Genomic DNA, 24,571 nt, shown 5'->3' on the forward strand with positions numbered 1-24,571 from the left:
TGCGTGAACGATATCATACAGGGTGCAAATCTATCGGATGACAGTTTACTCATCGGAGGAGTCAATTTGCACAGCCGTCTGTTCGTAGGAACCGGTAAATTTTCGTCTCATGAAATTGTGCCCCGAGTACTGGAAGCTAGCGGCTCCCAAGTGGTAACAATGGCTTTACGCCGGGTAGACTGGAAAAACCCCCAGGAGAATATTCTTAATTACTTACCTCAGAATACCATTTTATTGCCGAATACCTCCGGTGCACGCACTGCTGATGAAGCCGTACGAATCGCTCGCTTGGCTCAGGCTGCCGGCTGCGGGAACTGGGTTAAGATCGAGGTTGTACAGGATCAACGTTACCTATTGCCGGATAATTGGGAGACGATTCGGGCTACAGAACAACTGGCGAACGAGGGATTTGTGGTACTTCCTTACATGAGCCCGGATTTAGGGGCAGCCAAGCGTCTGCAGGATGCTGGCGCGGCTGCCATCATGCCCCTAGGGTCTCCAATTGGAAGCAACCGTGGCTTACAAACCAAAGAACTCATCCGGATTCTGATCGAGGAAATTTCCCTACCGATCATTGTCGATGCTGGCCTCGGACGACCATCCGAGGCAGCAGAGGCCATGGAAATGGGAGCGGCCGCAGTACTTGTGAATACGGCAATCGCGACAGCAGGAGATCCGGTGTTCATGGCCCAAGCCTTCCGCCTGGCAGTAGCCGCCGGACGGCTGGGCTATTTAGCTGGACCAGGAGAACGACGAGTAACAGCCGAGGCTTCTTCCCCCTTGACTGACTTTTTGCAGGAGGGTTAACGGATGTTCTACGATCAAATGACGGAATGGCAACAAAGGCTCCCCGAATCGAGCTGGACGAGTTACAGCGGAGTGGACGTAGAGCGGGTGTTAGCCCGTGAAACTCTTCTCCCACAAGATTTGGCAATCTTGCTATCCCCAGCTGCCCAAGCTTACCTAGAGCCAATAGCCAAAAAAGCTCAGGCTTTAACTATCCGCCATTTCGGCCGCACGATTGGTTTGTTCACTCCCTTATATCTGGCTAATTTTTGTAGTAATAGCTGCCTGTATTGTAGTTTCCACGCTGGAAACGAAATTGTACGGTGCAAGCTAACCGTCGACCAAGCTATCAAGGAAGGTGAAGCCATCTCCTCGACTGGGCTGCAACATTTGCTGCTCTTGACAGGAGAATCTCGCTCCCAAAGCGGACCCGCTTACATCGAGCAATGCGTTCGTGCTTTACGACCCAAGTTTGCCTCTCTAGGTATTGAAGTGTATCCTCTATCCACTGAGGAATACCGACGTTTGTACGAGGCGGGGGTTGATTCTGTCACTCTTTTTCAAGAAACCTACCAGGAAAGCACCTATGCCCTGGTACACCCTGCCGGACCAAAGCGAGATTATCACTACCGCTTGGAGGCACCAGAACGAGCCTGCTCTGCTGGAATCTCCTCCATAAACATCGGAGCGCTCTTAGGTCTGTCGGACTGGCGGCGGGATGCCTTTTATTCGGCACTCCATGCCGATTACTTGCAAAGAAATTACCCCGGGGTCGAAGTAGCTATCTCCGTGCCTCGCCTCAGGCCCTATGCCGGCAGTTTTAACTCATCTGCTGATCCAGTCACGGATGCGGCCTTAGTCCAAATTATTCTGGCTTACAGATTATTTCTACCCCGGGCGAGCCTTACCTTGTCCACACGGGAAAGCCCGCAAATGCGGGAGAATTTGCTTCCCCTCGGAATTACTCGAATGTCGGCCGGTGCTCTCACTTCCGTCGGTGGTTATAGTGGGACAGACAACGTAGGCAGTGCCCAATTTGAAATTGCTGACGAACGATCCGTTCCAGAAGTAGTACAAATGATCCGGGCCAAAGGCTATCTACCCGCTTTTTGTGACTGGGTGAATATGCGGGAAAGGAATGCGGTAGGACAATGAAACAATTAATAGATGGACTAAATGGAATTTCAAAAAGGCGTACCCTTCCCGCAGGCATTTATGCCCTTACCTCTGAGCTCCACTCTCAAGGCCGGAGCAATATCGAGGTGTCCAGTGAAATCTTGGCCAGCGGCGTACCGATCCTTCAGTACCGGGAGAAGTCCAAGAAGGTTAGGCAAATGTATGAAGAGTGTCTGGTGTTGCGAGATATGACCCAACAATATGGCGCTTTGTTAATTATCAACGACCACTTAGATCTGGCTCTGGCGGTGAGCGCAGATGGCGTACATATCGGACAAGATGACTTGCCGTTGTCAAAAGTACGCGATTTAGTTGGCCCCGATCTCATGATTGGAGTTTCTACCCATTCGCCGGCCCAAGCATTGGCCGCGGTAAGCAGTGGCGCGGATTACATCGGAGTAGGACCGTTGTTTGCCACCAATACGAAAATCGATGTGTGCGATCCAGTGGGACTGGACTATTTAGATTACGTCGTCAAGAATTTAGATATCCCCTTTGTCGCGATCGGCGGAATCAAAGAGCACAATCTGGCTGAAGTGATCCAGGCGGGGGCCCGGACTGTCGCCTTAGTCACCGAGATTGTGGGAAATCCGGATATTATGAGCAAGATTAAGCGTTTACAGCGCATTATGGAAACACAGACATAAGAGAAATTTATTGGAAAGAGTGTGATTCAATGAGTACACAAATGGAACAGGCCAAAAATGGAGTAATCACGGCGGCAATGCAAACGGTCGCTGACAAAGAGGGGCTTACTGCTGAGAAAATTAGGCTCCGGGTGGCGGCGGGCAGCATTGTCATCCCCGCGAACATCAATCACACATCTTTGAGTCCGGAAGGCGTCGGTCTTGGGCTTAAGACGAAGATTAATGTCAATTTAGGTATCTCTCCGGAGTGTGCCAACCTCGACAGTGAGCTGGCAAAGGTGCGCATGGCTTTGGACATGAAAGCGGAAGCAATAATGGACCTCAGCAACTACGGTAAAACCATTGAATTCCGCCACCGGCTCATCGAAATGTCCTCTGCTATGATCGGCTCCGTTCCTATGTATGATGCATTGGGCTATTTAGATAAGAAATTAGAAGACATTACACCCCAGGAATTCTTAGCCGTGGTGGAACAGCACGCCCGAGACGGTGTTGATTTTGTTACCATCCATGCTGGCATCAACAGGGAAACTGCCCAGCATTTCCGTCAAACCTCCCGAGTTACCAACATCGTTTCCCGGGGCGGGTCTTTACTGTATGCCTGGATGGAATTGACCGGGCAGGAAAACCCTTTTTACGAGTATTTTGATGATCTCCTGGATATCTGCACAAAATATGACGTGACGATAAGTTTAGGAGATGCTTGCCGACCTGGAAGCATTGCCGATGCCACAGACGGAGCCCAAATTTCTGAATTGATCGTGATGGGAGAATTGACTCAAAGGGCTTGGAAACGCAATGTTCAAGTCATGATTGAAGGACCCGGCCACGTTCCCTTGCATGAAGTTGTAGCTAATGTTCAGTTGGCGAAAAAGCTCTGCCACGGAGCGCCCTTCTACATTTTGGGGCCGTTAGTCACGGACGTTGCTCCCGGTTACGATCACATCACCAGTGCGATCGGCGGAGCTTTAGCCGCCTCGGCAGGAGCAGATTTTCTCTGCTATGTGACGCCGGCCGAACACCTTCGTTTGCCCACTTTGGACGACGTGCGCGAAGGAATCGTTGCAGTCAAGATCGCAGCACATGCCGGGGATATCGCCAAAGGGATACCTGGAGCCGCAGAATGGGACAGGAAGATGAGCCAGGCCAGACAAGATTTGGATTGGGAGAAAATGTTTGGTCTAGCCTTGGACCGTGAAAAACCGGAGCGCTATCGTAAAGAGTCCTCCCCTGAGCATCAGGATAGCTGCACCATGTGTGGGGAAATGTGTTCAATGCGCCTCATGAATCGTATTATGGACAAATAGATTATTTGCGGAAAGGGGACACACCTGCTGAAGTAAAAAGCTGTTCTTCGGGACAGGAATGTCCCCAACTAAGTATCAAAAAATGGGCCTTCGGTATTGAAGGCCCATTTTTTTGGCAACTAACTAATTTTTGAAATTTGTACGCCACACACTTTATACTCGTAGGTTTTAGTGACTTTATCATACGCACCATTGGTGAGTACGTTGGTTGGAGAATCAAAGTAGTGAAGGGTCATAAAGACCATACCCACAGGCACCCGTTCCGTGATCATGATTTTAGTTTTCAGTTCACCACGACGGGAGGATATCTGGACGACTTCGCCCTCTTCCAGTTTGAGCCGTTTGGCATCTGAGGGATTAATCTCTGCTAACTCTTCAGGCGAATAGGTTTCGAGAGATGGAGAGTGTTGAGTGAAAACGTTATAATGGGAAAGTTTACGCCCGGTATTGAGTAAGAATGGATACTTCTCATCCGGTAGTTCAGCAGGTAGCTGATTATCGATGGCCACAAAGAGTCCTTTGCCACGGTTGAATTTTCCTTCATGCAAGAACTTAGTTCCGGGATGTTCAGCATGCGGCACCGGCCATTGCAAGCCTTGCGTTCCTAAACGCTCATGGGTAATCCCTGCAAATTGAGGAGTAAGTTTGGCAATTTCCTGCATAACTTCTTCCGAAGATTGATACTCGAAGGGGTAACCCATACGAGTTGCTAATGCACAAATGATCTCTCCATCTGTCTTAGCATTACCGATCGGTTTAATCGCTTGATTGACCATTTGCACTCGCCGCTCAGTATTGGAGAAGGTACCTGTCTTCTCAGCATAACTAGCCCCAGGTAAGACGACATCCGCCAATTTTGCTGTTTCTGACAAGAAGATTTCTTGGACTACTAGGAAGTCAAGAGCCTTAAGGCCTTTGCGCACATGGTTCGCATCAGCATCTGTAATCACTGGATCTTCACCCAAAACATACAATGCCCGCAGATTTTTACTAACTGCTGCATCAAACATGTCAGGAATCATAAAGCCGGGATTAGGGTCGAGAGGAACTCCCCAAGCGGCTTCGAATTTGGCCCGTACTTCAGGGTTTATGACTTGTTGGTAACCAGGATAAACGTTCGGCAGTGCCCCCATATCGCAAGCGCCCTGAACATTATTTTGTCCACGCATTGGGTTAACACCCGAACTCTCTTTACCAAGATTACCTGTCAGCATGGCTAGGTTCGCCAGACTCATGACGTTGTCTGTACCACAGGTGTGCTCAGTAATCCCTAAGGTGTAAAAAATCTGAGCCCGTTCGGCAGTTGCATAAATTCTTGCAGCTTCTTCTAGCTGTTCTACCGGAACTCCCGTTACTTGACTCACGACTTCGGGAGTGTATTTTTGAACGGCTTCACGTACTTTTTCAAAGCCTTCGGTACGTTCTTCGATGAATGCTTTATCTTCCCATCCGTTGGCAAGAATAATGTTCATAATTCCGTTGATCAGGGCAATATCTGTTCCCGGACGAAGCCTTAACCAAACATCTGAATGGTCAGCAAGATCAATTTGTCGAGGATCAACTACGATCAGTTTGGCACCCTTAGCGAGGGCTTGCTTCATTTTTGTCCCAATTACAGGATGAGCCTCTGTCGCGTTTGAACCAATTACAAACATCGCCTTGGCGTTTGGAATTTCGTTAATAGAGTTAGTCATCGCTCCGGATCCAAATGAAGTGGCCAGACCGGCCACAGTGGGAGCGTGTCAGGTCCTTGCGCAGTGATCGATATTATTCGTACCGATGACCGCGCGCATGAATTTTTGCATGAGATAATTTTCCTCGTTCGTACAATGAGCCGAACTTAAGGCAGCGATAGAGTTAGGTCCATAGGTCTTCTTGATCTCACCTAACTTCGTAGCGATTAAATCTAAGGCCTCATCCCATTCTGCAGGGACTAATACCCCATCTTTTCTAATCAGTGGAGTGGTTACACGGTTTTCACTATAAATCATGTCCATCCCAAAGCGGCCTTTAACACATAAAGCCTTGCCATTAACTGGCGCATCCGGATTCGAGGTCACCCCAATGACCTTTCCATCTTTAACATTGAGGTCGAAGTTACATCCTACCCCACAGAACGGGCAGGTGGTTTGGACTTTAGAAACTTCCCAAGGACGTCCCTTTCCAACCATTTGCTTCTCTACTAGTGCCCCTACTGGACAGACCGAGACACATGAACCGCAGAAGTCACAATCCGACTCGTTATAGGGTAAATTGAAGGCCGGACCCACTTGGGTATCAAAGCCCCGAAATGAGAAGTCTAAAATGCTTTTTCCTTGGATCTCAGTGCAAGCCTTGATACATTTTCCACATAGGATGCATTTATTGGGATCCCGTAAGATGAAAGAATTTCCATCATCAATCGGAAGGTTACGTTTTTCCCCCTGGTAAACTTCACCGGTTACCCCATATTCATAAGCATACTCTGCTAACGAACAATCCCCCATTTTTTGGCAGGTCATACAATCTAAGGGGTGATTCGCTACTATTAATTCCAAGATCGTTTTACGTGCTGTTCGCACTTTTTTGTTTTGAGTTTCTACTTTCATGCCCTGTGCTACTTGTGTGACGCAAGCTGGGGGAAGATTGCGCATCCCCTCGATTTGAACAACACATAAACGGCAGGCACCCGCAGAGGTAAGCTCCGGGGCATGACACAAGGTAGGAATCGGGATATTATTCGTTCGACAGGCGTCAAGAACGGTCGTCCCTTTCGGTACGCTGACTTCACGTCCATCAATTGTTAATGTAAGCCACTCCAAGTGATTCACTCCTCTCAGTTTGTCCATTCGGGTCCGTCCAGGACCCTTACCTTAGGCTCGACTAACCGCACCAAACTTGCATTTTTCCATACAGGTTCCGCATTTGATGCAATTCTCTTCATTAATGACATACGGAGTCTGAGTCTTTTTATCCCCTGTAATACAATTCGTCGGACAGTTTTTAGCACAGAGACTACACATTTTGCATTTCTCCACATCAATGGTATAACTCAGCAAGGCTGTGCAGTTATGAGCGGGACATTTATGGTCACGAATATGCGCTTCATACTCATGTCTAAAGTATTTTAAGGTTGCCAGAATGGGGCTAGGTGCGAACTGACCCAATCCACAAAGGGATGTCTCTTTAATCGTTAGGGCAAGGGTCTCTAACGTATCAAGATCTTCCTCTTTTCCTTCTCCTTTGGTGATTCTATCCAGAATCTCGTACATCCGCGTAGTTCCCTCTCGACAAGGGGTACATTTACCACAAGATTCTTTCTTGGAAAAGTTTAAGAAATAACGGGCAATATCCACCATACAAGTGGTCTCATCCATAATGACTAGTCCGCCGGAGCCAACCATTGCTCCTGCTTGCGTCAAAGTATCATAATCCACAGCGAGATCAAGCATGTCTTCAGGCAAACATCCACCCGATGGACCTCCAATTTGCACTGCTTTGAACTTCTTACCGCCTTGAATTCCATCCCCAATGTCAAAGATAATCTCCCTTAGGGTTGTGCCCATTGGAACTTCGACCAAACCAGTATTGTTAACCTTACCCGTCAAAGCAAAGATCTTCGTTCCTTTACTTTTTTCAGTCCCAAATTGGCCATACCACTCTGCCCCGTTGCGCAGAATATGAGGAATATTGGACCAGGTTTCAACGTTGTTAATATTGGTTGGTTTTCCCCATAGCCCGCTAACAGCCGGAAATGGTGGGCGAACTCGCGGCATTCCGCGCTTACCTTCGATGGAAGCCATTAAAGCAGTTTCTTCACCGCAGACAAAAGCTCCAGCTCCAGCAAAGACTTTCAGATGGAAATTAAAGCCTGAGCCCAGAATATTATCTCCTAAATAGCCAGCCTCCTGAGCTTGCTTAATCGCAATTTCCAAGTGCTTAATAGCTAATGGATATTCTGCACGACAGTATACGTATCCTTCGTCTGCTCCGATGGCATAAGCTCCGATCAGCATTCCCTCAATGACGGAATGTGGATCCCCCTCCAGCACACTGCGATCCATGAAAGCCCCTGGATCCCCTTCGTCAGCGTTACAAATAATATATTTTTTATCACTTGGTGTTTGACGGCAGAAACCCCACTTTAATCCCGTCGGGAACCCAGCCCCACCACGGCCACGAAGCCCTGATTTCTTGACTTCTTCCATGACCGCTTCGGGCGACATCTCCGCAAGCGCCTTTTGGATGCCTTTATAGCCTTCCCGTGCCGTGTATTCTTCAATTTTCTGAGGATCAATCACACCGCAATTACTAAGGACAATTCGATGTTGCTTTGCGAAAAATTTGATTTCGGAGAGCGAACTTACAGGTTTTTGAGTTGTTTGGTCTATTAGAAGAAGACGTTCAACTCGTTCCCCTTTCACAATATCTTGAGCTACAATTTCTGCCACATCATCCCCAGTGACCCGGGTATATAACGTATTGTGGGGCTCAATAACGAGTGTTGGTCCCTTTTCACAAAAACCTTGACACCCGGTACCAACAACGCTTACGGTATCTTCAAGTCCTTGCCGCTTGATTTCTTCTTTCAAGATTTCGATGATCGGCAGTGCTCCCGAAGAGGCACATCCCGTCCCTGCACAAACTAGAATCCGTTGGTTCTCAGCCATCCCTTTATCCCCCTACTCGTATTTAGCAAATATCCCGGCAATGCTCTCCGGTACTAATCGTCCATGAACCTCATTATTAATAGATATAACCGGGGCAAGACCACAGGCTCCGATACAGGCCACGATTTCTAAAGTAAACCGTCCATCGTCCGTCGTAGCGCCATCTTTAATCTTCAGTTCTTTTTCTATAGTTTCTAAGACCTTAGCTCCTCCACGAACATGGCAAGCCGTTCCTAAACAGACATTGATTAGATTTCGTCCCACAGGCGTAAGACGGAACTGAGCATAGAACGTGACCACACCGTAAATTCTCGCCAACGGGATACGTGTCCCTTTACTAATGTGTTTTATCACATGGGCAGGCAAATAACCATAAACCTCTTGGGCTCCTTGTAAAATTGGGATCAGAGGCCCATTCTCATGTCGATATTTTTTAATAATTTCATCCAACTGTAGTTGTTTTGGGTCTACTAACTCCTCACACGCGGTGCTCAAATAAATTCCCCCTATTGAATTCCTATTGTACTAAAAATTATAGACTGCTCTTTCTGTGATCAACATGTTCATCTTGACATCGTGTTGGTCAACGGGTACTTGTGAAATAACCTGGCATTCGAAACTAAGAGCGACCTTAGGTGTTAAGGGTTTTAACAACATAAAGAAGCGATCATAAAAACCGCCTCCATACCCCAAACGATTCCCTTGTAGGTCAAAACCAGCCCCAGGCACGATGATTAAATCGATTGCTGAAGGGTCTACTTCTTGATTTGAAAGCTTAGGTTCGCGAATTCCCCAAACTCCCGGTTCAAGATCCACAGCTAGATCGCGTACTTCAAGTGGAAGAAGTATCCCATGGGGTGCACAACGAGGTAAGATTAGCTTTTTCTTATACGCAATCGTGGCCTCCGCCAAGGCAGTTGTTTCTACTTCATCGCGGAAGTTAAGAAATAACATCACTGCTTGAGCTTTTTGGAATTCCGGTAAATCCTCAAGTTTTTGCTGAATCAGCAAACTATTACTTTTTCTCTCCTTCTCTCCCATAGCGGCCCGCTGTTTTAAACACGATTTGCGTACTTCATGCTTGGAATACTGTTTTTCCTCATTCATGTTAGAGCTTCCCTTTCGGTAAAATCTCGTGCATTAAGAATTATTCGATTAATAAAGGTAAATTCCTTCTGCAAATATCAGATAAATTAAATATTTTGTAATTTATCTGATTATAAGAAGCAATAAGGTCTTAACCCGAAAATTCGAGGTTTCCGCTGCTGGCTCAGAAATCTAGTCTTTTCCAAACATACTATCTAGATGATTCATGCTTATCTCTAAATTTGGCGTAGTTCAACCCACAAGATTATCCACATTTCAAAACTTGTATTTCCGCCTTGTCTCAGACTTATCCACATTATCCACAGGACCTGTGGATAATGTTATCCTAAACGGACGAAATATAGGCAAAACTGCAAAGCCGCACCAATGACTTATCTACAGACTTATCCACATTATCCACAGGTCTACCTTATCCACAGAACATATGCTTCCCTTTCTCGCCTTGAACTATTTTTGCAAATACTATAAGGGTAATAAAAAACACCGGACACAAAGGTTTTTTCCCTCGTATCCGGCATTCTTCGCTCATTTGTTTAACATTTCTTCTAAACTAGTACTGTGGAATTTTTCCATGACCCTCATTTTGCAACTCGCGTTATACGTATTACCTTATAGCAGGAGCCAATTCGGAAAACACATTGCGCAAAAAAATCCCTGGACGCGGGGATTTTTTTGTACAAATTACACAAGTCCCAGTCCCGGAACCGCGTTTAGTGTCCAAGGTGCGAAATCCCCAGCTAAATAATGATAATACCCTGCCGTCGCAATCATGGCTCCGTTATCCGTACATAAGATGGGGGATGGATACACCAGCCTTACACTCCGCTCGCCCAACGTCTCGCTCAGTGTTTCGCGCAGCAAGCTGTTAGCCGCTACTCCACCTGCAAGAAGCAGCGTCTTTACTCCGGTTCCCTCGATGGCCAGCAAGGTTTTTCGGACTAAGACATCGACCACTGCCTGCTGAAAGGAAGCGGCAATGTCTGGAACACTGAGTGTCTCTTCCTTCATGCGGGCAGAATTCAAGGTATTTAAAACCGCCGATTTCATACCACTGAAGCTAAAATCCAAGCTACCCGGCTCTAACATAGCCCGAGGAAACTTAAAGGCTTGCGCATTCCCCTCTTGTGCAATTCTTTGAATCTGAGGTCCTCCTGGATAACCTAAACCTAGGGTTCTAGCCACTTTATCTAAGGCTTCTCCTGCGGCATCGTCTCGTGTATGCCCCAAAACCTTATACTGCCCATGTGCTTCAAAGTAAATAAGATGTGTATGCCCTCCTGAGACTAGCAGGGCTAGGAGAGGGAATTCGATATCCTGATGCAGCAAAAAGTTGGCATAGATATGTGCCTCCAAGTGATTAATGCCAAGCAGTGGAATTCCAGCAGCATAGGCCATGGCCTTCGCACCAGAAACCCCGACCAATAAGGAACCGACCAATCCAGGGCCATAGGTCACAGCGATCGCCGACAAATCTTGAAACGTAAGCCTTGCCTCATCTAAGGCTTGCTGTACGACGGGTTGAAGATGTAAGCTATGCTCGCGCGAGGCAATTTCCGGTACAACTCCGCCATACTTTTGATGTGTCGTAATTTGGGACGATATGACATGACTGCGTAATTCTGTCCCGTTCACTAAAACAGCCGCAGAAGTCTCATCGCAGCTCGTTTCTATTCCTAAGATTATTACCTCGTTTTTCAGACTCTCTGTCACGTCACATTCACTTCCATTTTCAGTTCCGTCCACATAATCAAGGCGTCCTCTCCCGTATCCGCATAATACCTTTTACGGACTCCTGCCGTGGTAAAGCCTAATCGACTATATAATGACTGGGCAGAGCTGTTCGAAGCGCGGACTTCTAGAGTCATTCGTTCCATACCCTCCTCCACCATTTTCTTCATCACATAACGCATTAGGAACTCCCCCCCATGTTGCCCCCGGCAGCTAGGAGTAATGGCAATATTCGTTATATGTCCCTCATCAAGGATATACCAAAGTCCCATGTACCCAATCACTTGACCGCCTAACTCTAAACAATAATAGCGCGCATACTCATTATCGATGAGCTCTGCTTTAAAGGCCTGCATAGACCAAGGGGTGGTAAACGAATCACCCTCGATTTCTAAAATGACTGGGAGATCGTTGATAGTCATGGGACGTACAATCCCATTATTCATGCCCCTCTCTCCTTCGCGCTTCCTCTTTCTTTGCCCAATTGACCTCTGCTTCAGAAAAGCGGATGTAGTAAGGTTCAACTCGTTCTCCTCTGCCCGTTTCTTGCCAACGTTGCCAAACCGCTTGGACGGCATAAGCACCCCGAGGTAAATTAATATACTCTGGTAAAATCAAAGCTCGCTCCCCCAACACAGCCTCAATCTGATCCTTAGCTTTGACCACAGCATCTCCAACGAAGCAAATCGGACGCTCCAATTCCCTCAATTGTTCTAACCATTGATCCTTGGGTAACGCTTGAGGGGGTGTTATACACTCCGCCTTCTCTTTCCCTCGCGTCCAACGATAACGTGCCGTATACCACTCATTCTTGCGCGCATCCAAGATGGGAACAATGTCTTCTGTTCTACCTAAACCTGCCCAGGCAAGGGTGTCTAGGGACACTACGGCAACCAGCGGAAGCTTTAACACTTGTGCTAAGCCTTGTGCCGTAGCTATTCCGATCCGTATTCCAGTAAACGAACCAGGCCCACGTACTACACCGACCATATCCAAATCCGCTTGTGACCAATCTGCGGCAGTGAGCAATTGATCAAGCATTGGAATAATACGCTCGGATTGCGTCTTAGAGGTATGTAAAAACCCTTCTCCGATCAGCCTTCCATCTTCAGCCAAAGCTACTGCTGTTACTTTTGTCGTCGTATCAATCGTTAAGTACTTCATCGGCTCCTCCGAACCTCTCCTCAAATATTCAGGTCTACTAAGCGTTGCTCCCACTCACGTCCTCGGGCACGAAAGATTATTTCGCGCAGGGATTCTCCACTTCCAAGGATTTCAACCTCTAATCTACTTTCCGGTAAATAATCCTCGGCAATTTTAGGCCATTCAATCAGACACACAACATCCTCTACAAATGCATCTTCAACCCCGATTACTTCCACTTCTTCTGGACGCTGGAGCCGATAGAGATCCATGTGAATCAACCGGACCTTGGTTCCTGTCCCCGTTCCAGAAAGTTGGCCGCTATACTCTTGTTGAAATGTGAAGGTTGGGCTAGTCATTTGACCCGTGATCCCTAATGACTTACCAACCCCTTGAGCGAAGGCCGTTTTCCCTGCACCTAGATCCCCGATCAGGGCAACGACATCTCCACCCCGCAAACGAGATCCTAGCTGTTTGCCCCACTCCCGAGTTTGTTCAACCGTTGTACTCTTAACTATATAGTCCATATTAATTGATTAAGAAAACTTGGACAAACCTAACCTCTTCCTTTCATGAAATTTTTTTCCTTCTCCAAGTTTTTATTAATTCTATTTTAAGATCCAACCTCAAGTTTAGCAAAGCTTATCAACTTACCTGTCTCAATGAATCCCGATATCCGTCCACCGCTCCTACAGACTTCGACCTCGCGCAAAGTGCCTCGATCCTGGCATTAGTGTTCCCTAGATCCAAACTCATTATAAGTTTTACAGAGCATATCCAGCAACCTGTGCCAATATCCGATATCTTATCCTACGAACCTCAGAGCTCAGACTTCGAACCACAAACTTACAAATTTCGAACCTCGCGCATCGCGCCTCGATCCTCGCAGCAGGGTGTTGCGTTCGTTCTTCCAAAAACATTCGTACCCCAAACTCCTAAAATAATCAGACTGATCCCAATAGCATGAATCCAGCCAAACTGCTCTCCGCGAAAAAACACTCCTGAAAAAACCGCTACGACCGTTATAAGGTTAAAGATCGGTGCAGTCTGAGAAACGGGCAAGGCACTAAACATATAGTTTGAAAGAAAAAAAGCCAGCACAGACGAAATAGCGCTCAGGTAAAAAATTGCCCATAGCACACCCGTCAATTGAAGCGGTTTTAGATAAGACATCAATTCCCCTTGAATTACACTTTGTCCGATACCAAGCACATTAAAGATCACGGTTCCCGTCCACATCATGACAAACGTGATCTCCAAGGAATTGAAACTCCGAGAAGAATGTCTTGACAAAATACTGTACGCGCCTGCAGCCAATACCGCAACGAGTAGAGCAAGAATTCCCCAGAGATGTTCTCCAAACTGAAGGCCCCCTTGAACAGATACGATGATCATCACGCCGACGACAGAGGCCCCGATCGAAAGTACCTGCTTAGCATTGAGTTTCTCCTTCAGAAAAATCGCGGCCATGGTTGCAATGGCTACGGGAACCAAAGCGATCACCATCCCCGCCTCAGAGGCCGAGGTCCACTTAACACCCCAAGTTTCCCCTATGAAGTAAAGACCCGGCTGAAAGAGAGCGAGTAGAAGTAAGGATGAGATCGGTTTCCCTTTCAGATTAATCCGAATTAAGCCCGTCGCTTTCAATATGGTCAGTACTAGTGCAGCAGCTGCGAAGCGAAAGCCAAGTAGTTGGAGGGGAAAGGTATGATCTAGTGTCTCCTTAGTAAATAAAAAGGAGAAACCCCAAATCACAGACATCCCGATGCCTGCAACAATCGGGAGTCCAGAAGATGATTTAGAAGTCATTCGTTTAATCCGCCTTCCCTCGGTTCAGGACTCACGATCTTACCGTCAATAATCACATAGAGCGGACGGGCGGTGATTAACAAGGGGTGCTCACTCCAAATGACTATATCAGCATCTTTCCCTACCTCAAGCGTCCCTATCCGATCGGAGACACCCAAAATCTCAGCCGGATTAATCGTAATGGCGCGTAAAGCATCCTCGATGTCCATCCCTGCTTTGCAGGCTAAGGCCGCACAGAGCGGAAGCTGTTCAATCGGTGTGACAGAGTGATCCGTCATAATTGCTACTTTCACCCCAGCTTTAGCTAAAATACCTGGGGTTTTAAAGGACTTATCCTTAAGTTCCACTTTGGCACGATTCGTCAGCAGAGGACCCACCACCGCCGGATAACCCATCTCCGCAAGTTCTTCGGCAATTTTGTGTCCTTCCGTACAATGTTCAATCACTAGATCGGCTCCGAATTCTCGGGCAATACGAATTGCTGTCATAATATCATCCGCACGATGAGCATGCGCCCGCAGTGGAATTTCGCGGTTAAGTACTTTAACAAGCGTTTCTAGGCCCAAATCTCGTTCCGGAAGTTTATCCGAATCTTCTTTTCCTTCTATTATTTTATCTCGGTACACCTGCGCATCCACTAAGGCCTGACGCAGAAGTGCCGCAGTCCCCATTCGGGTCATGGGCATTTTCTTTTGTTCACCATAGACCATCTTAGGATTTTCCCCAAATGCCACCTTCAAACCAGCTGGATCGCGCACAATCATCTTATCCACGATTTTACCAACCGTCTTCATGACGACCCCTGTTCCTCCAATCACATTGGCACTTCCTGGAACAGTAAATACTGCCGTCACTCCACCTAGTCGAGCATCGCGAAAACCCTCATCTTCTGGGTTAATTCCATCAATCGCTCGCATGTCCGGAGTCACAGGATCGGTCATTTCATTGAAGTCTTCCCCTTCCCACCGGTAAATCTCTTCGCCAATTCCTACATGACAATGAGCGTCAATCATCCCTGGCATGACGAGACAGTCCATAGCATCGATCACTACAGCATCCGCTGGAATGTCCCCGTCCAAGGTTTCTCCGAGCGCTACAATTTTAGATCCCTCAACCAGAATATAACCCCTAAATTCTCGCCCGGCCATCGTTTTAATCTGACCGTTCTTGATAAAAAGCTTCTTCACTTCTTTATTCACCGTTACTCCTCCTGTTTAATAAAAAAAATTAACCTAAAAACTAAACTTACTCCCTATTTGAGAATGGCCACTTGATCAGCCCCGAGCCTCTCAATACTCAGCACATTTTCCAAGTTTGAGCATTCTGCCAAGGAATACTTATGACGTCTCCATTCATAACAAGCAGCGCTATAGCACAAACCCATTAGGTAAAGCACATAGCCACTAAGGGGTACTAGCTAATACTAATTCCCCTACAATGTTAAAGGTAGCGTAAATAAGCCAAAGATCACTCTTTCCCGCAATCTCCGAAAGCGAGGATGAGCCCATTTGATCATTATATCAGACTATTGCTATTATCACAGCCAGGGAGTAAAAAATAGTGCCATTTTCGGCCAAGAAGCATTACGTGGACAAGTTCTTGCTCACTACTGAAGACAAAAATATTGTCAACGTTAAGAGAGATCCTTTCAAAATTTACTGGTTATCGGTGAGGTAACTGGTCCTTTTGGCAGTCATGGTCTTCGAGGGATTTGAAGTAAGCAGTGGCAATATTATGGACAAAGGCAACAGAGTAAGGTGCTTTGTCTGATAGTAGGGATATTAAACGTTTCATTTCATCATCGCCCTTATCGGGTGAGGTTAGCAGTAAAGCAGGTTCAATTTCAAGTGCTTTTGATATTCTAGAAATCAGCTCTAACGAAGGGGATTTTTGCCCTCTCTCCAGATAACCGATATAAGTACTACTTACGTCAAGTTTTTCTGCAAGCAATTCCTGTGTAAAACCCTTAGACAGACGGTAGAACCGTATGTTTTTTCCTACCACTTTTCGGATACTTTCCATATTATCACCTCACTACCATTGTAAAGCTCAGCATTCAACTCTTTCACAAACTTATAGTTAATAAAATATGTTGAAAATATATACTATTAGTCATAGAATGTGTAATATGTGGAGGAGGAAGATGGTCGTGGTCGAGTACATATTAGTAGTAGATGATAAGCTGCTTATTCGCAGGTTGTTTGCTGAGGTACTTGCTAACGCAGGCTATGAGTCAAAACAAGTGGGCAGCGGTGACGAATGTCTAGGGTATGCTTTGTCTGAAAACAAACCATCTCTTATTTTATTAGATAATAACATGCCAGGTATCTCTGGCTTAGATGTATTACAACTGCTAAAGAAGGATGGGCTTGCAAAGGATATCCCGGTGATTATGGTTAGCGGAGAGGAGATAGAGGAACAAGCAAAGAAGCAAGGAGCTCAAAGTGTGTTGATGAAACCATTTGATATTCACGAACTTATAGATAGAGTTCGAACGGTTTACAAATAAACCTGAACTCATTTTGGAGGTGACGCATGCGCTTACTAAATATCAGCATAATAGATTCATACCAGATTCAAAAATCCCTTCCTGAAATTGATAGTCTTGCGCATGGAAGTTCAAAAGCGCTATCTCTAAGCGGATTTTTGCAGACTCTTGCTATGGCACTTGCCGCAAGAAACTTAGAAACTTGGGAACACTCGGTTCTGGTGACGAAATATGCTGTCATGTTGGGCCTTCGGTTAGGCCTCTCTCAAGAAGAAATAAAACAACTTCGTATAGGTTCTTTGCTCCACGACATAGGTAAAATCGGAATCAGTGATGATATTTTGCTTAAACCCAGTACATTGACGGAAGATGAATATGACAGGATTAAAAAACATCCCGAGATAGGCGCTCAGATTTTAGAGCCAGCCAAAGCGTTAGACTCTATTATTCCCATTACCCTTCATCATCATGAACACTACGATGGACAAGGTTATCCACGTGGGCTGCGAGGAGAAGAGATCCCGCTTGCGGCACGGATTGTTTCCTTAGCTGATGCCTTCGAGGCCATGACATCAGGTAGGCCTTATCGAAGAGCTATGACCCTTCAGACCTCTTTTGAGGAAATACAACTACAATTAGGGAGACAGTTCGACCCTTACTTAGGACAAGCTTTTATCGAGATGATCAAAGAAAGAGGCCAATTCTAAACTCGGGGATAATTAATAGTCTGTCTATTTTTACTATAAAGACACCTCAAAATCATGATAAGCTAAGCTAATTTTTCTAAGCTAGTTTCCAATTTCCAAAATTAATTTATTAGACGCACTTACACTAATTATCGGTGATGTTGGAGAATCTAAAAACAAGAAATAACCACGACTAATCAAGCCGTGGTTATTTCTTTATAAAATTTGGAAGCATAATGCCTCGAAGTTCAGCTCATACAGGCTTAATCGTGGTCGAACTATCCCGCATGGAGAGACTCACTCGTTCTCTCGCTTTATCTATTCCGATTACACGCACCTTGACAATATCCCCTACAGCGACCACTTCCATCGGGTGTTTAATGAATTTATCACACAACTGGGAAATATGAACCAGTCCATCGTGCTTGACGCCGATATCCACAAATGCTCCGAAATCTACAACATTGCGAACAGTTCCCTCTAAAACCATCCCTTCGCTAAGATCCTCCATACGCGTTACATCTCGCCGCAGCAACGGTCGTGGTAAATCCTCTCGGGGGTCTCTGCCAGGTCTTTGCAAGGCGTCTAAAATATCGCGAATCGTCGGAACCCCAGCACCAAATTCCTGAGCCAACTCTTGAACTTCTAATACGGCCAGCTTCTTGCGCACTTCGATGAGCCGCTCTCGCAAATCCCCGGAAGTGTGCCCAATTTTTTTCAAGATATTTTCGGCAAGCTCATAGGATTCGGGATGGACAGGCGTATTTTCCAAGGGATTAACCCCATCTGGAAGGCGGATAAACCCTGCACACTGAATATAGGTTTGTGCTCCCAGGCGTGGAATTTTTTTAAGTTGATCACGACGGCTGAACTTACCATGTTCATCCCGCCAGGCCACTACATTTTTAGCCACCGCCGGCTTTAACCCAGCTACATATTGGAGCAATGAAGCGGAGGCGGTATTTAAATCGACGCCCACAACATTCACACAGGATTCTACCACTCCATGCAGGGATTCCTCTAAGCGTTTGGGCTGAACATCATGTTGATACTGGCCCACTCCCACCGCCTTCGGTTCGATCTTTACTAGTTCAGCTAAAGGATCTTGTAACCTTCTAGCGATAGACACTGCACTCCGTAGGGAAAGATCGAAGTCTGGAAATTCATCACCTGCTAGTTTAGAAGCGGAATAGACAGATGCCCCAGCTTCGCTTACTAAAATGAATTCTGCAGAGATCCCATCCTCTCGAATCATTTCTGCTACGACTTCTTCCGTTTCTCTAGACGCGGTACCATTTCCAATGGCAATAAGATTAGCATCAAACTCTGCTATTGCCTTTCGTAATATCGCTTTAGCGTCTTGTCGCTTTTTCTGTGGAGGATGTGGATAGATAACGCCAACTTTTAGGAGCTTCCCCGTTTCATCTACAACCGCCCATTTGCAGCCTGAAATAAATCCCGGATCAAGTCCTAGCACCATTTTTCCACGGACTGGGGGTTGGAGTAATAACTGACGCAAATTTGCAGCAAATACTTTAATCGCTTGCTCTTCCGCTTGAGCAGAAAGTTCAGCCCGCACTTCCCGTTCAATAGAGGGTTCGATCAATCGTTTATAGGCATCAAGTGCCGCTTTTTGAACCCACGGCGCACAAGGCCCCGTTTTAACATAACGAAGTTCAAGCAGTCTATGCAGGGTTTCTGGAGGAGCTTCGATCTTGACTGAGAGAAACTCTTCCTTTTCCCCTCGATTAAGTGCTAAGACACGATGCGGAGGTATCTTTCGAACAGGCTCTCTATAATCGTAATACATCTCAAAGGGTGACCGCTCTTTCGCTTTCTTCGCGATAGAGGCAGCTACTAAATCAGCAAGGCGAAAGGTTTCTTGTCTGATCCGTTTGCGAAGAGCCGCGTCATCTGCAATCGTCTCCGCGATGATATCCATCGCACCTGCCAAGGCTTCCTCCAGAGTATTAACCTCTAGTTCAGCATTGAGATACTTCTCTGCCTCTGCTTGAGGATCTCCTCTGAAATACTGTACCATCAACCATTCCGCCAACGGCTCAAGGCCCTTCTCCTTAGCAATCGTTGCCCGTGTACGGCGTTTCTGTTTAAACGGTCGATAGAGATCTTCGACATCCTGAAGCACAGTTGCAGCCATGATTTGAGCAGACAGTTCTTCCGTGAGCTTTCCCTGTTCACCGATAAGGCGAATTACTTCGGTCTTTCGCTGGTCCAAACGTCGTAAATAATCTAACCGTTCTACGATATCGCGCAGCATATTTTCATCCAGTTCCCCGGTTACTTCTTTGCGGTAACGAGCAATAAAAGGGATGGTATTTCCCCCATCCAATAAGCTAACGGCTTCGTTTACTTGGGATATCTTTAGCCCCAATTCTTTGGCAATGACTTGATTAAACTCCAACTGTTGTTACCTCCCTAGATAGATCCATTAGTTGATACTAAAACTACACCTAAATGATTATAGCATTTTAAGCCAAATGAACAAAATTACTTGAGCCTTTTTAAATAGTTCCCTTTCGATTTTCTTCAACGCAGATTTTCCATTGTTCTCTAGCTCTGGTAATTATTTTTTGTTCGTCTTTGGCTTCTTTATGCTCAATGACCTTAGCAAAATAAGTACTGGCCTTCTTATATTGCCCTAAACGCCGACTCAGCTCACCGAGCATAAATAAAACGTTTATTTCTGACATAGATGTACCCATAAAATCAGAGTGTAGAAAGGATTCTTCATAGGCTTTGAGCGCCAAACCCATAAAACGTGTTTCTTGATCAGTATTATTATCAGTCCGGTAGAGCCAAGCTAAACGCAGACAAAGTCCAGCTAGAACAGCATTTTTCTCGTGCTTGAGTGAGCCTGCAAGGATTGCAAGTTTATAGGATTCCAATGCTTGCTGGATATCCCTAACTTTACCAAAGTCTCTTTTAGCCCACTGACCCGTAATCTGAACATTAATAACTTCCTTTGTACCTTTAGGAAATTGATCTGAAAACTCTTCTGAAAAAGCGAAACCACATTCTGGACAAACATTCACATAATAAAAATGCGGATTGAAATTCCCCGCTCTGTAGTGAGGGCAAAAATCACTGTCGACCTGATAAGGTACCGAAAAGCGAGAACGCACTCTCAGCGAAGTAAACGCCTTACTACAATAAACACAGGTCAATTTCTTTTCATAAAACGCTTCTAATGGTTGCATACGAGCCCTCCTAGTTAAAGTTCGTGTCTAAACGCAGAATTCCACAACAGGCTATTGCTTATTTACACCCTCCAGTTCAACTACCATTATAGTATTATAACACCTAGAAAAGGCATGAACCCATAAGTTCACACCTTTTTCTAGGCTATAACTATGATTATATGAACAACTTCCTATAGTTTAAACATTATTACACTGCCTTGAAAATATGGAACATTTGTTAAATATTGTTTTTATTTTAGTCATTCGACAGAAAAAGCATTATTCCTTTAAAATAATTCAAAAATTAAACGCTTACGCTAAATTTTCAGTTTTTATCTGTGATTCAACATAATCTTTCATGATCATTGACATAAAGAAGGCGCGATAACAAACAAACGTCATATCGCTAATAAAGAATACTTTATATTAAACCTTGGCTGAGTGTTCTTTTAAAGTCGGATCTAATTGCTTTAGATCCTTCCGCAACCATAACACTGTAAGACCAAAAGAAGCTAAGTCTGCAACAGGCCCAGCAAACCAGACACCCGTTACTCCCCAAAATTTAGGAAGTATCAAAATCATTGGAACTAAGAAAATCAATTGTCTTGATAAACTTAAAAATAACGACTTTCTAGGTTTACCTGTAGCTTGAAAATAATTTACCGCCATCACTTGAAAACCAATCAGTGGCAGCATCATCAAAAAAATCCTTAGTCCAAATGACCCTAAACGGACAAGTTCTAGGTCCTGGCTAAAAAGGGCCATCAAGGCAACCGGAAATAACTCTACTAGTAGAAACCCTAAAATCATGATACCTGTGGCACCGATCATGGATAACTTTAAGGTGTGTTTTACACGACCGTAATTTCTCGCACCATAATTGTAACCTAGAATCGGCTGCGCTCCCTGTCCTAATCCGAAAATCGGCATAAATATGAGCATTGCGATACTGTTTATTACGCCCATTGCAGCGATCGATAAATCCCCGCCGTAGCTGACCAAGGTTTTATTTAAGATTATAGTCACTATACTGCCCACTAACTGCATGGAAAATGGGGAAATCCCAATCGCCAGAATATCTTTAACAATAACCCATTTGAGTCTAAGGTTTCGAAGGCGAAGTTTTAGTAACGCCCGATTTCCGAGGAAGTACGACAGCACCCAAACTGCTGTAATAAACTGTGAAATAACCGTAGCAAGAGCGGATCCCGCGATGCCAAGGTGTAATCCAAAGATGAAAATTGGATTAAGAATTGTGTTTAATACCGCTCCTAAAATCATGGTATACATGGCAACCCTGGGATTTCCCTCCGCACGGATGAAATTGTTCATGCCAAAACCGACAGTCTGGAAAACGGTCCCCCACAAGAGAAATGTTAGGAATTCTTTAGCATAGGGGAAAACGTCGCTACTCGCCCCAAAAAGGAGTAAAAGTGGATCCATAAAGACATAACCCAAAAGAGTAATTAGTAAAGAAATGGCCACAAGTAGGACAAATGCGTTACCCACAATTAGTTCCGCTTCTTCATTTTTCTGTTGGCCTAAGCGAATAGAGATCACTGCGGTTGCGCCAATTCCGATCAACATCCCAAAAGCCATAACGGCCAGCGCAAAGGGAAAGCTGATCGCAATCCCTGAAAGAGCCAACGAGCCGACTCCGTGGCCCACAAAGATTCGATCTACGATATTATAAAGACCATTAACCAGCATTCCAATAATGGCTGGTATGGAGAACTTCAGGAGAAGCTTTCCGATCTTCTCTTCCCCAAGTTGTTGAGAGCGGTTCATTGTGATCTCCTTTAGCTTTTCCTTCTTATAGTGCTTTGTTATTATACCAGAATCTTATTATTTAAACAGCCTGAAGAACGACCTGCCTAATAATGGACAAATTATTTCTACTTGTCGATACAACTCGTTATAAGGAAATCTACGACTTTTCTAACCGTTAAATGAATGAATCTTCCCAAGTATGCAGTTCTAATATCTTTGTGTGAATGGTTTTTCCATAAATATTCAGAAGGCAAGGTTATTGAGAGTAAAGCACGAATTAATAGAATATCCTTTACAAAGGGGGATGGCTAAACCATCCCCCTTTGTTAGCTTCCTCTGAGCTTAAAAATTAAGCATGCTTCTTTCTCAAAAAAACTTGAATCCGCTGCATTGCTTCCTGAAGCAGGCTTTCATCTTGAACCATGGCTATTCGCACATATCCTTCACCGTGATCCCCAAAAGCCAGTCCGGGAACTACGATCACGCCTGCTTCACGAGCCAATTCCCTAGCAAAGGATATCGAGTCTTGTTTGGTAGGAACGGGTGCCCAAATGAACATTGAGCCCATAGGAATGGGTATGTTCCAACCTGCCTGCCTACAGCCCTCGATCAAGATATCTCTTCGCTTTTGATAAGCATTCCGATTCTCTTCGACTGAGTCCTGCACAGCACTAGAACTGAGGGCGAACGCACCCGCCTTTAATACCGGACCAAAAACCCCATAGTCAATATTCGATTTGAGTTGAGAGAGATTACCTATGACATTCGCATTTCCAACGACAAACCCTAAACGCGCTCCAGCTAAATTGAACGTTTTTGAGACAGAATGGAATTCGATTCCGACCTCTTTTGCCCCCCTAGCTTGCAAAAAGCTCACTGGTTGATATCCTTCAAACGCTAATTCAGAATAAGCGACATCATGGCAGATGAGAAGATCGTATTCCTTGGCGAACTCCACCACCTTTTCAAAAAACGAAAGACTAGCCACTGCTGCAGTGGGGTTATTCGGGTAATTTAAGAGCATGAGTTTTGCCTTTCGCGCTATGTCTGTGTCAATCTTTTGAAGATCTGGTAAATAGCCATTCTCCTCTAAGAGTGGGATTGCAACTTTTTCCCCACCGGCTAGGATAAGACCGGCGGTATAAATCGGATAACCCGGATCCGGAATTAGAGCTAAATCGCCGGGATCAATATATGCTAAGAAAATGTGGGCCAGTCCATCCTGAGAACCCATTAGAGGCAGGACTTCAGTTTCGGGATTCAGCGCCACTCCGAATCGTTCGAGATACCATGCTGCGCAAGCCTTACGAAATTCTGCAGTTCCACGAGTTAAGGTATACCCATATTGTGTTTCGTCAAACACCGCCTGACTAAGAACCTGGCGAATTTCCATGGCTGGAGCTCGGTCAGGACTTCCAATACTCAAATTAATTAAGTCTTTACCCTCTTTTTCAAGTTCTTTTTTTAAATTATCCATTTCCGTAAAAACTGAAGCTCCTAAACCTTCTAGACGTTTTGCTGGTTTGTACATTATTTCTTAATTACCTCCGGCTCACCATAGTTGACACCTAAGGTGTCGACCGTCACACTCTTCATGATCTGCTCTTGATTAGGTTTATCCTTTGCCTTTTCACCACTCGGAGTATTGACGATTTTATCTACAGTCTCCATGCCACTAATCACTTTACCAAAGGAGGCATATTCTTTGTCTAAGCTCGGATAAGTTGCTGCCATGATAAAAAATTGGGAGCCTGCTGAGTCTTTACTTTGCGGTGTTCTGCCCATCGAGATCACGCCACGTTCATGCTTCAGATTATTTTCAAAACCGTTATTCGTAAATTCTCCCTTAATGCTATAGCCCGGTCCCCCAGTACCAGTCCCGTTGGGATCCCCGCCTTGAATCATAAACCCGGGAATTACTCGATGAAAGATCAAACCGTTATAAAACCCCTTTTTAGCCAAGGATATGAAGCTTTTCACAGTATTAGGAGCGACATTTGGATAAAGCTCCACTTTTATCTGCTCTCCGCTCTCCATGGTAATTGTGACAATTGGATTATTCTTGACAGTGGGTG

General features: G+C 45.4%; 22 protein-coding genes. 6 read left to right on the forward strand and 16 right to left on the reverse strand.

Annotation, left to right across the window (positions count from 1 at the left end; genetic code table 11):
• Positions 1–3: 3 nt before the first annotated feature.
• The 4 genes from ACYQ3Q_RS14380 to thiC are packed head-to-tail and all read left to right on the forward strand — an operon-like array spanning position 4 to position 3,916.
• The gene (locus ACYQ3Q_RS14380) at positions 4–807 is read left to right on the forward strand and encodes a thiazole synthase (RefSeq protein ID WP_459929223.1); all 804 of its coding nucleotides are present in this window, start codon (positions 4–6) and stop codon (positions 805–807) included.
• A gap of 3 nt (positions 808–810) precedes the next feature.
• Positions 811–1,941: a 2-iminoacetate synthase ThiH gene (thiH, locus tag ACYQ3Q_RS14385; RefSeq protein WP_459929224.1), complete on the forward strand. Its 1,131-nt coding sequence runs from the start codon at positions 811–813 to the stop codon at positions 1,939–1,941.
• Positions 1,938–2,609, forward strand: a complete 672-nt coding sequence (thiE, locus tag ACYQ3Q_RS14390; RefSeq protein WP_459929225.1) for a thiamine phosphate synthase — start codon at positions 1,938–1,940, stop codon at positions 2,607–2,609. Before thiH ends, thiE begins: the two co-directional genes overlap by 4 nt.
• A 29-nt stretch (positions 2,610–2,638) precedes the next feature.
• Complete coding sequence (gene thiC / locus ACYQ3Q_RS14395; RefSeq protein WP_459929226.1) at positions 2,639–3,916, forward strand: phosphomethylpyrimidine synthase ThiC; 1,278 nt, start codon at positions 2,639–2,641, stop codon at positions 3,914–3,916.
• Positions 3,917–4,035: 119 nt separating this feature from the next.
• Here thiC and fdhF read toward each other — a convergent pair whose 3' ends face one another.
• The 11 genes from fdhF to ACYQ3Q_RS14450 form a co-directional block, all read right to left on the reverse strand.
• Positions 4,036–6,717 (reverse strand): formate dehydrogenase subunit alpha, encoded by a 2,682-nt coding sequence (gene fdhF / locus ACYQ3Q_RS14400; protein ID WP_459929317.1) that lies wholly within the window; start codon positions 6,715–6,717, stop codon positions 4,036–4,038.
• Positions 6,718–6,768: 51 nt separating this feature from the next.
• A complete protein-coding gene (gene nuoF, locus ACYQ3Q_RS14405; protein WP_459929227.1) occupies positions 6,769–8,565 on the reverse strand; it encodes an NADH-quinone oxidoreductase subunit NuoF in 1,797 nt (598 codons plus the stop codon).
• A 12-nt stretch (positions 8,566–8,577) separates the two neighbouring features.
• A complete protein-coding gene (gene nuoE / locus ACYQ3Q_RS14410; RefSeq protein ID WP_459929228.1) occupies positions 8,578–9,060 on the reverse strand; it encodes an NADH-quinone oxidoreductase subunit NuoE in 483 nt (160 codons plus the stop codon).
• Between the two features lie 30 nt (positions 9,061–9,090).
• Entirely contained in the window at positions 9,091–9,672 is a 582-nt protein-coding gene (locus tag ACYQ3Q_RS14415) for a 5-formyltetrahydrofolate cyclo-ligase (RefSeq protein WP_459929229.1), read from the reverse strand.
• A 681-nt stretch (positions 9,673–10,353) separates the two neighbouring features.
• Entirely contained in the window at positions 10,354–11,415 is a 1,062-nt protein-coding gene (gene tsaD / locus ACYQ3Q_RS14420) for a tRNA (adenosine(37)-N6)-threonylcarbamoyltransferase complex transferase subunit TsaD (protein ID WP_459929230.1), read from the reverse strand.
• On the reverse strand, positions 11,379–11,846 hold the full coding sequence (gene rimI, locus ACYQ3Q_RS14425) for a ribosomal protein S18-alanine N-acetyltransferase (protein ID WP_459929231.1): 468 nt from the start codon (positions 11,844–11,846) through the stop codon (positions 11,379–11,381). Before rimI ends, tsaD begins: the two co-directional genes overlap by 37 nt.
• Positions 11,839–12,564: a tRNA (adenosine(37)-N6)-threonylcarbamoyltransferase complex dimerization subunit type 1 TsaB gene (gene tsaB, locus ACYQ3Q_RS14430; RefSeq protein WP_459929232.1), complete on the reverse strand. Its 726-nt coding sequence runs from the start codon at positions 12,562–12,564 to the stop codon at positions 11,839–11,841. Before tsaB ends, rimI begins: the two co-directional genes overlap by 8 nt.
• Positions 12,565–12,584: 20 nt before the next feature.
• Complete coding sequence (tsaE, locus tag ACYQ3Q_RS14435; protein WP_459929233.1) at positions 12,585–13,070, reverse strand: tRNA (adenosine(37)-N6)-threonylcarbamoyltransferase complex ATPase subunit type 1 TsaE; 486 nt, start codon at positions 13,068–13,070, stop codon at positions 12,585–12,587.
• 319 nt (positions 13,071–13,389) lie between these two features.
• Positions 13,390–14,352 carry a DMT family transporter gene (locus tag ACYQ3Q_RS14440; RefSeq protein ID WP_459929234.1) on the reverse strand — a complete coding sequence of 321 codons (963 nt, stop codon included), beginning with the start codon at positions 14,350–14,352 and terminating at the stop codon, positions 13,390–13,392.
• Positions 14,349–15,500 carry an amidohydrolase gene (locus tag ACYQ3Q_RS14445; protein ID WP_459929318.1) on the reverse strand — a complete coding sequence of 384 codons (1,152 nt, stop codon included), beginning with the start codon at positions 15,498–15,500 and terminating at the stop codon, positions 14,349–14,351. The genes ACYQ3Q_RS14440 and ACYQ3Q_RS14445 overlap by 4 nt, the downstream gene beginning before the upstream one ends.
• A gap of 514 nt (positions 15,501–16,014) precedes the next feature.
• The gene (locus ACYQ3Q_RS14450) at positions 16,015–16,374 is read right to left on the reverse strand and encodes a helix-turn-helix domain-containing protein (protein WP_459929235.1); all 360 of its coding nucleotides are present in this window, start codon (positions 16,372–16,374) and stop codon (positions 16,015–16,017) included.
• Positions 16,375–16,501: 127 nt separating this feature from the next.
• Between ACYQ3Q_RS14450 and ACYQ3Q_RS14455 the strand changes: the two genes are divergently transcribed.
• Positions 16,502–16,861, forward strand: coding sequence for a response regulator (locus ACYQ3Q_RS14455; RefSeq protein WP_459929236.1), 360 nt, complete (start codon positions 16,502–16,504; stop codon positions 16,859–16,861).
• Between the two features lie 26 nt (positions 16,862–16,887).
• The gene (locus ACYQ3Q_RS14460) at positions 16,888–17,547 is read left to right on the forward strand and encodes an HD-GYP domain-containing protein (protein WP_459929237.1); all 660 of its coding nucleotides are present in this window, start codon (positions 16,888–16,890) and stop codon (positions 17,545–17,547) included.
• Between the two features lie 232 nt (positions 17,548–17,779).
• Here the strand turns inward: ACYQ3Q_RS14460 and ACYQ3Q_RS14465 are convergent, their stop codons facing one another.
• The 5 genes from ACYQ3Q_RS14465 to ACYQ3Q_RS14485 form a co-directional block, all read right to left on the reverse strand.
• On the reverse strand, positions 17,780–19,948 hold the full coding sequence (locus tag ACYQ3Q_RS14465; protein ID WP_459929238.1) for a Tex family protein: 2,169 nt from the start codon (positions 19,946–19,948) through the stop codon (positions 17,780–17,782).
• A 100-nt stretch (positions 19,949–20,048) separates the two neighbouring features.
• A complete protein-coding gene (locus tag ACYQ3Q_RS14470; protein WP_459929239.1) occupies positions 20,049–20,744 on the reverse strand; it encodes a DUF2225 domain-containing protein in 696 nt (231 codons plus the stop codon).
• Positions 20,745–21,152: 408 nt separating this feature from the next.
• Positions 21,153–22,514 (reverse strand): MATE family efflux transporter, encoded by a 1,362-nt coding sequence (locus ACYQ3Q_RS14475; protein WP_459929240.1) that lies wholly within the window; start codon positions 22,512–22,514, stop codon positions 21,153–21,155.
• A 331-nt stretch (positions 22,515–22,845) separates the two neighbouring features.
• On the reverse strand, positions 22,846–24,027 hold the full coding sequence (locus ACYQ3Q_RS14480) for an aminotransferase class I/II-fold pyridoxal phosphate-dependent enzyme (RefSeq protein WP_459929241.1): 1,182 nt from the start codon (positions 24,025–24,027) through the stop codon (positions 22,846–22,848).
• Positions 24,027–24,533, reverse strand: a complete 507-nt coding sequence (locus ACYQ3Q_RS14485; RefSeq protein WP_459929319.1) for a peptidylprolyl isomerase — start codon at positions 24,531–24,533, stop codon at positions 24,027–24,029. Before ACYQ3Q_RS14485 ends, ACYQ3Q_RS14480 begins: the two co-directional genes overlap by 1 nt.
• Positions 24,534–24,571: the final 38 nt, after the last annotated feature.

It is taken from the genome of Desulfosporosinus burensis, from assembly GCF_054657535.1.

What these genes read in the sequence shown, in the direction of transcription:
- tsaB (WP_459929232.1), bottom strand. Translation starts at nt 12,564, where the DNA reads ATGAAGTACTTAACGATTGATACGACGACAAAAGTAACAGCAGTAGCT.
- ACYQ3Q_RS14440 (WP_459929234.1), bottom strand. Translation starts at nt 14,352, where the DNA reads ATGACTTCTAAATCATCTTCTGGACTCCCGATTGTTGCAGGCATCGGG.
- thiE (WP_459929225.1), top strand. Translation starts at nt 1,938, where the DNA reads ATGAAACAATTAATAGATGGACTAAATGGAATTTCAAAAAGGCGTACC.
- thiC (WP_459929226.1), top strand. Translation starts at nt 2,639, where the DNA reads ATGAGTACACAAATGGAACAGGCCAAAAATGGAGTAATCACGGCGGCA.
- ACYQ3Q_RS14470 (WP_459929239.1), bottom strand. Translation starts at nt 20,744, where the DNA reads ATGCAACCATTAGAAGCGTTTTATGAAAAGAAATTGACCTGTGTTTAT.
- ACYQ3Q_RS14445 (WP_459929318.1), bottom strand. Translation starts at nt 15,500, where the DNA reads ATGGCCGGGCGAGAATTTAGGGGTTATATTCTGGTTGAGGGATCTAAA.
- ACYQ3Q_RS14460 (WP_459929237.1), top strand. Translation starts at nt 16,888, where the DNA reads ATGCGCTTACTAAATATCAGCATAATAGATTCATACCAGATTCAAAAA.
- rimI (WP_459929231.1), bottom strand. Translation starts at nt 11,846, where the DNA reads ATGAATAATGGGATTGTACGTCCCATGACTATCAACGATCTCCCAGTC.
- ACYQ3Q_RS14475 (WP_459929240.1), bottom strand. Translation starts at nt 22,514, where the DNA reads ATGAACCGCTCTCAACAACTTGGGGAAGAGAAGATCGGAAAGCTTCTC.
- tsaE (WP_459929233.1), bottom strand. Translation starts at nt 13,070, where the DNA reads ATGGACTATATAGTTAAGAGTACAACGGTTGAACAAACTCGGGAGTGG.
- ACYQ3Q_RS14480 (WP_459929241.1), bottom strand. Translation starts at nt 24,027, where the DNA reads ATGTACAAACCAGCAAAACGTCTAGAAGGTTTAGGAGCTTCAGTTTTT.
- ACYQ3Q_RS14415 (WP_459929229.1), bottom strand. Translation starts at nt 9,672, where the DNA reads ATGAATGAGGAAAAACAGTATTCCAAGCATGAAGTACGCAAATCGTGT.
- nuoF (WP_459929227.1), bottom strand. Translation starts at nt 8,565, where the DNA reads ATGGCTGAGAACCAACGGATTCTAGTTTGTGCAGGGACGGGATGTGCC.
- ACYQ3Q_RS14450 (WP_459929235.1), bottom strand. Translation starts at nt 16,374, where the DNA reads ATGGAAAGTATCCGAAAAGTGGTAGGAAAAAACATACGGTTCTACCGT.
- ACYQ3Q_RS14485 (WP_459929319.1), bottom strand. Translation starts at nt 24,533, where the DNA reads ATGGAGAGCGGAGAGCAGATAAAAGTGGAGCTTTATCCAAATGTCGCT.
- thiH (WP_459929224.1), top strand. Translation starts at nt 811, where the DNA reads ATGTTCTACGATCAAATGACGGAATGGCAACAAAGGCTCCCCGAATCG.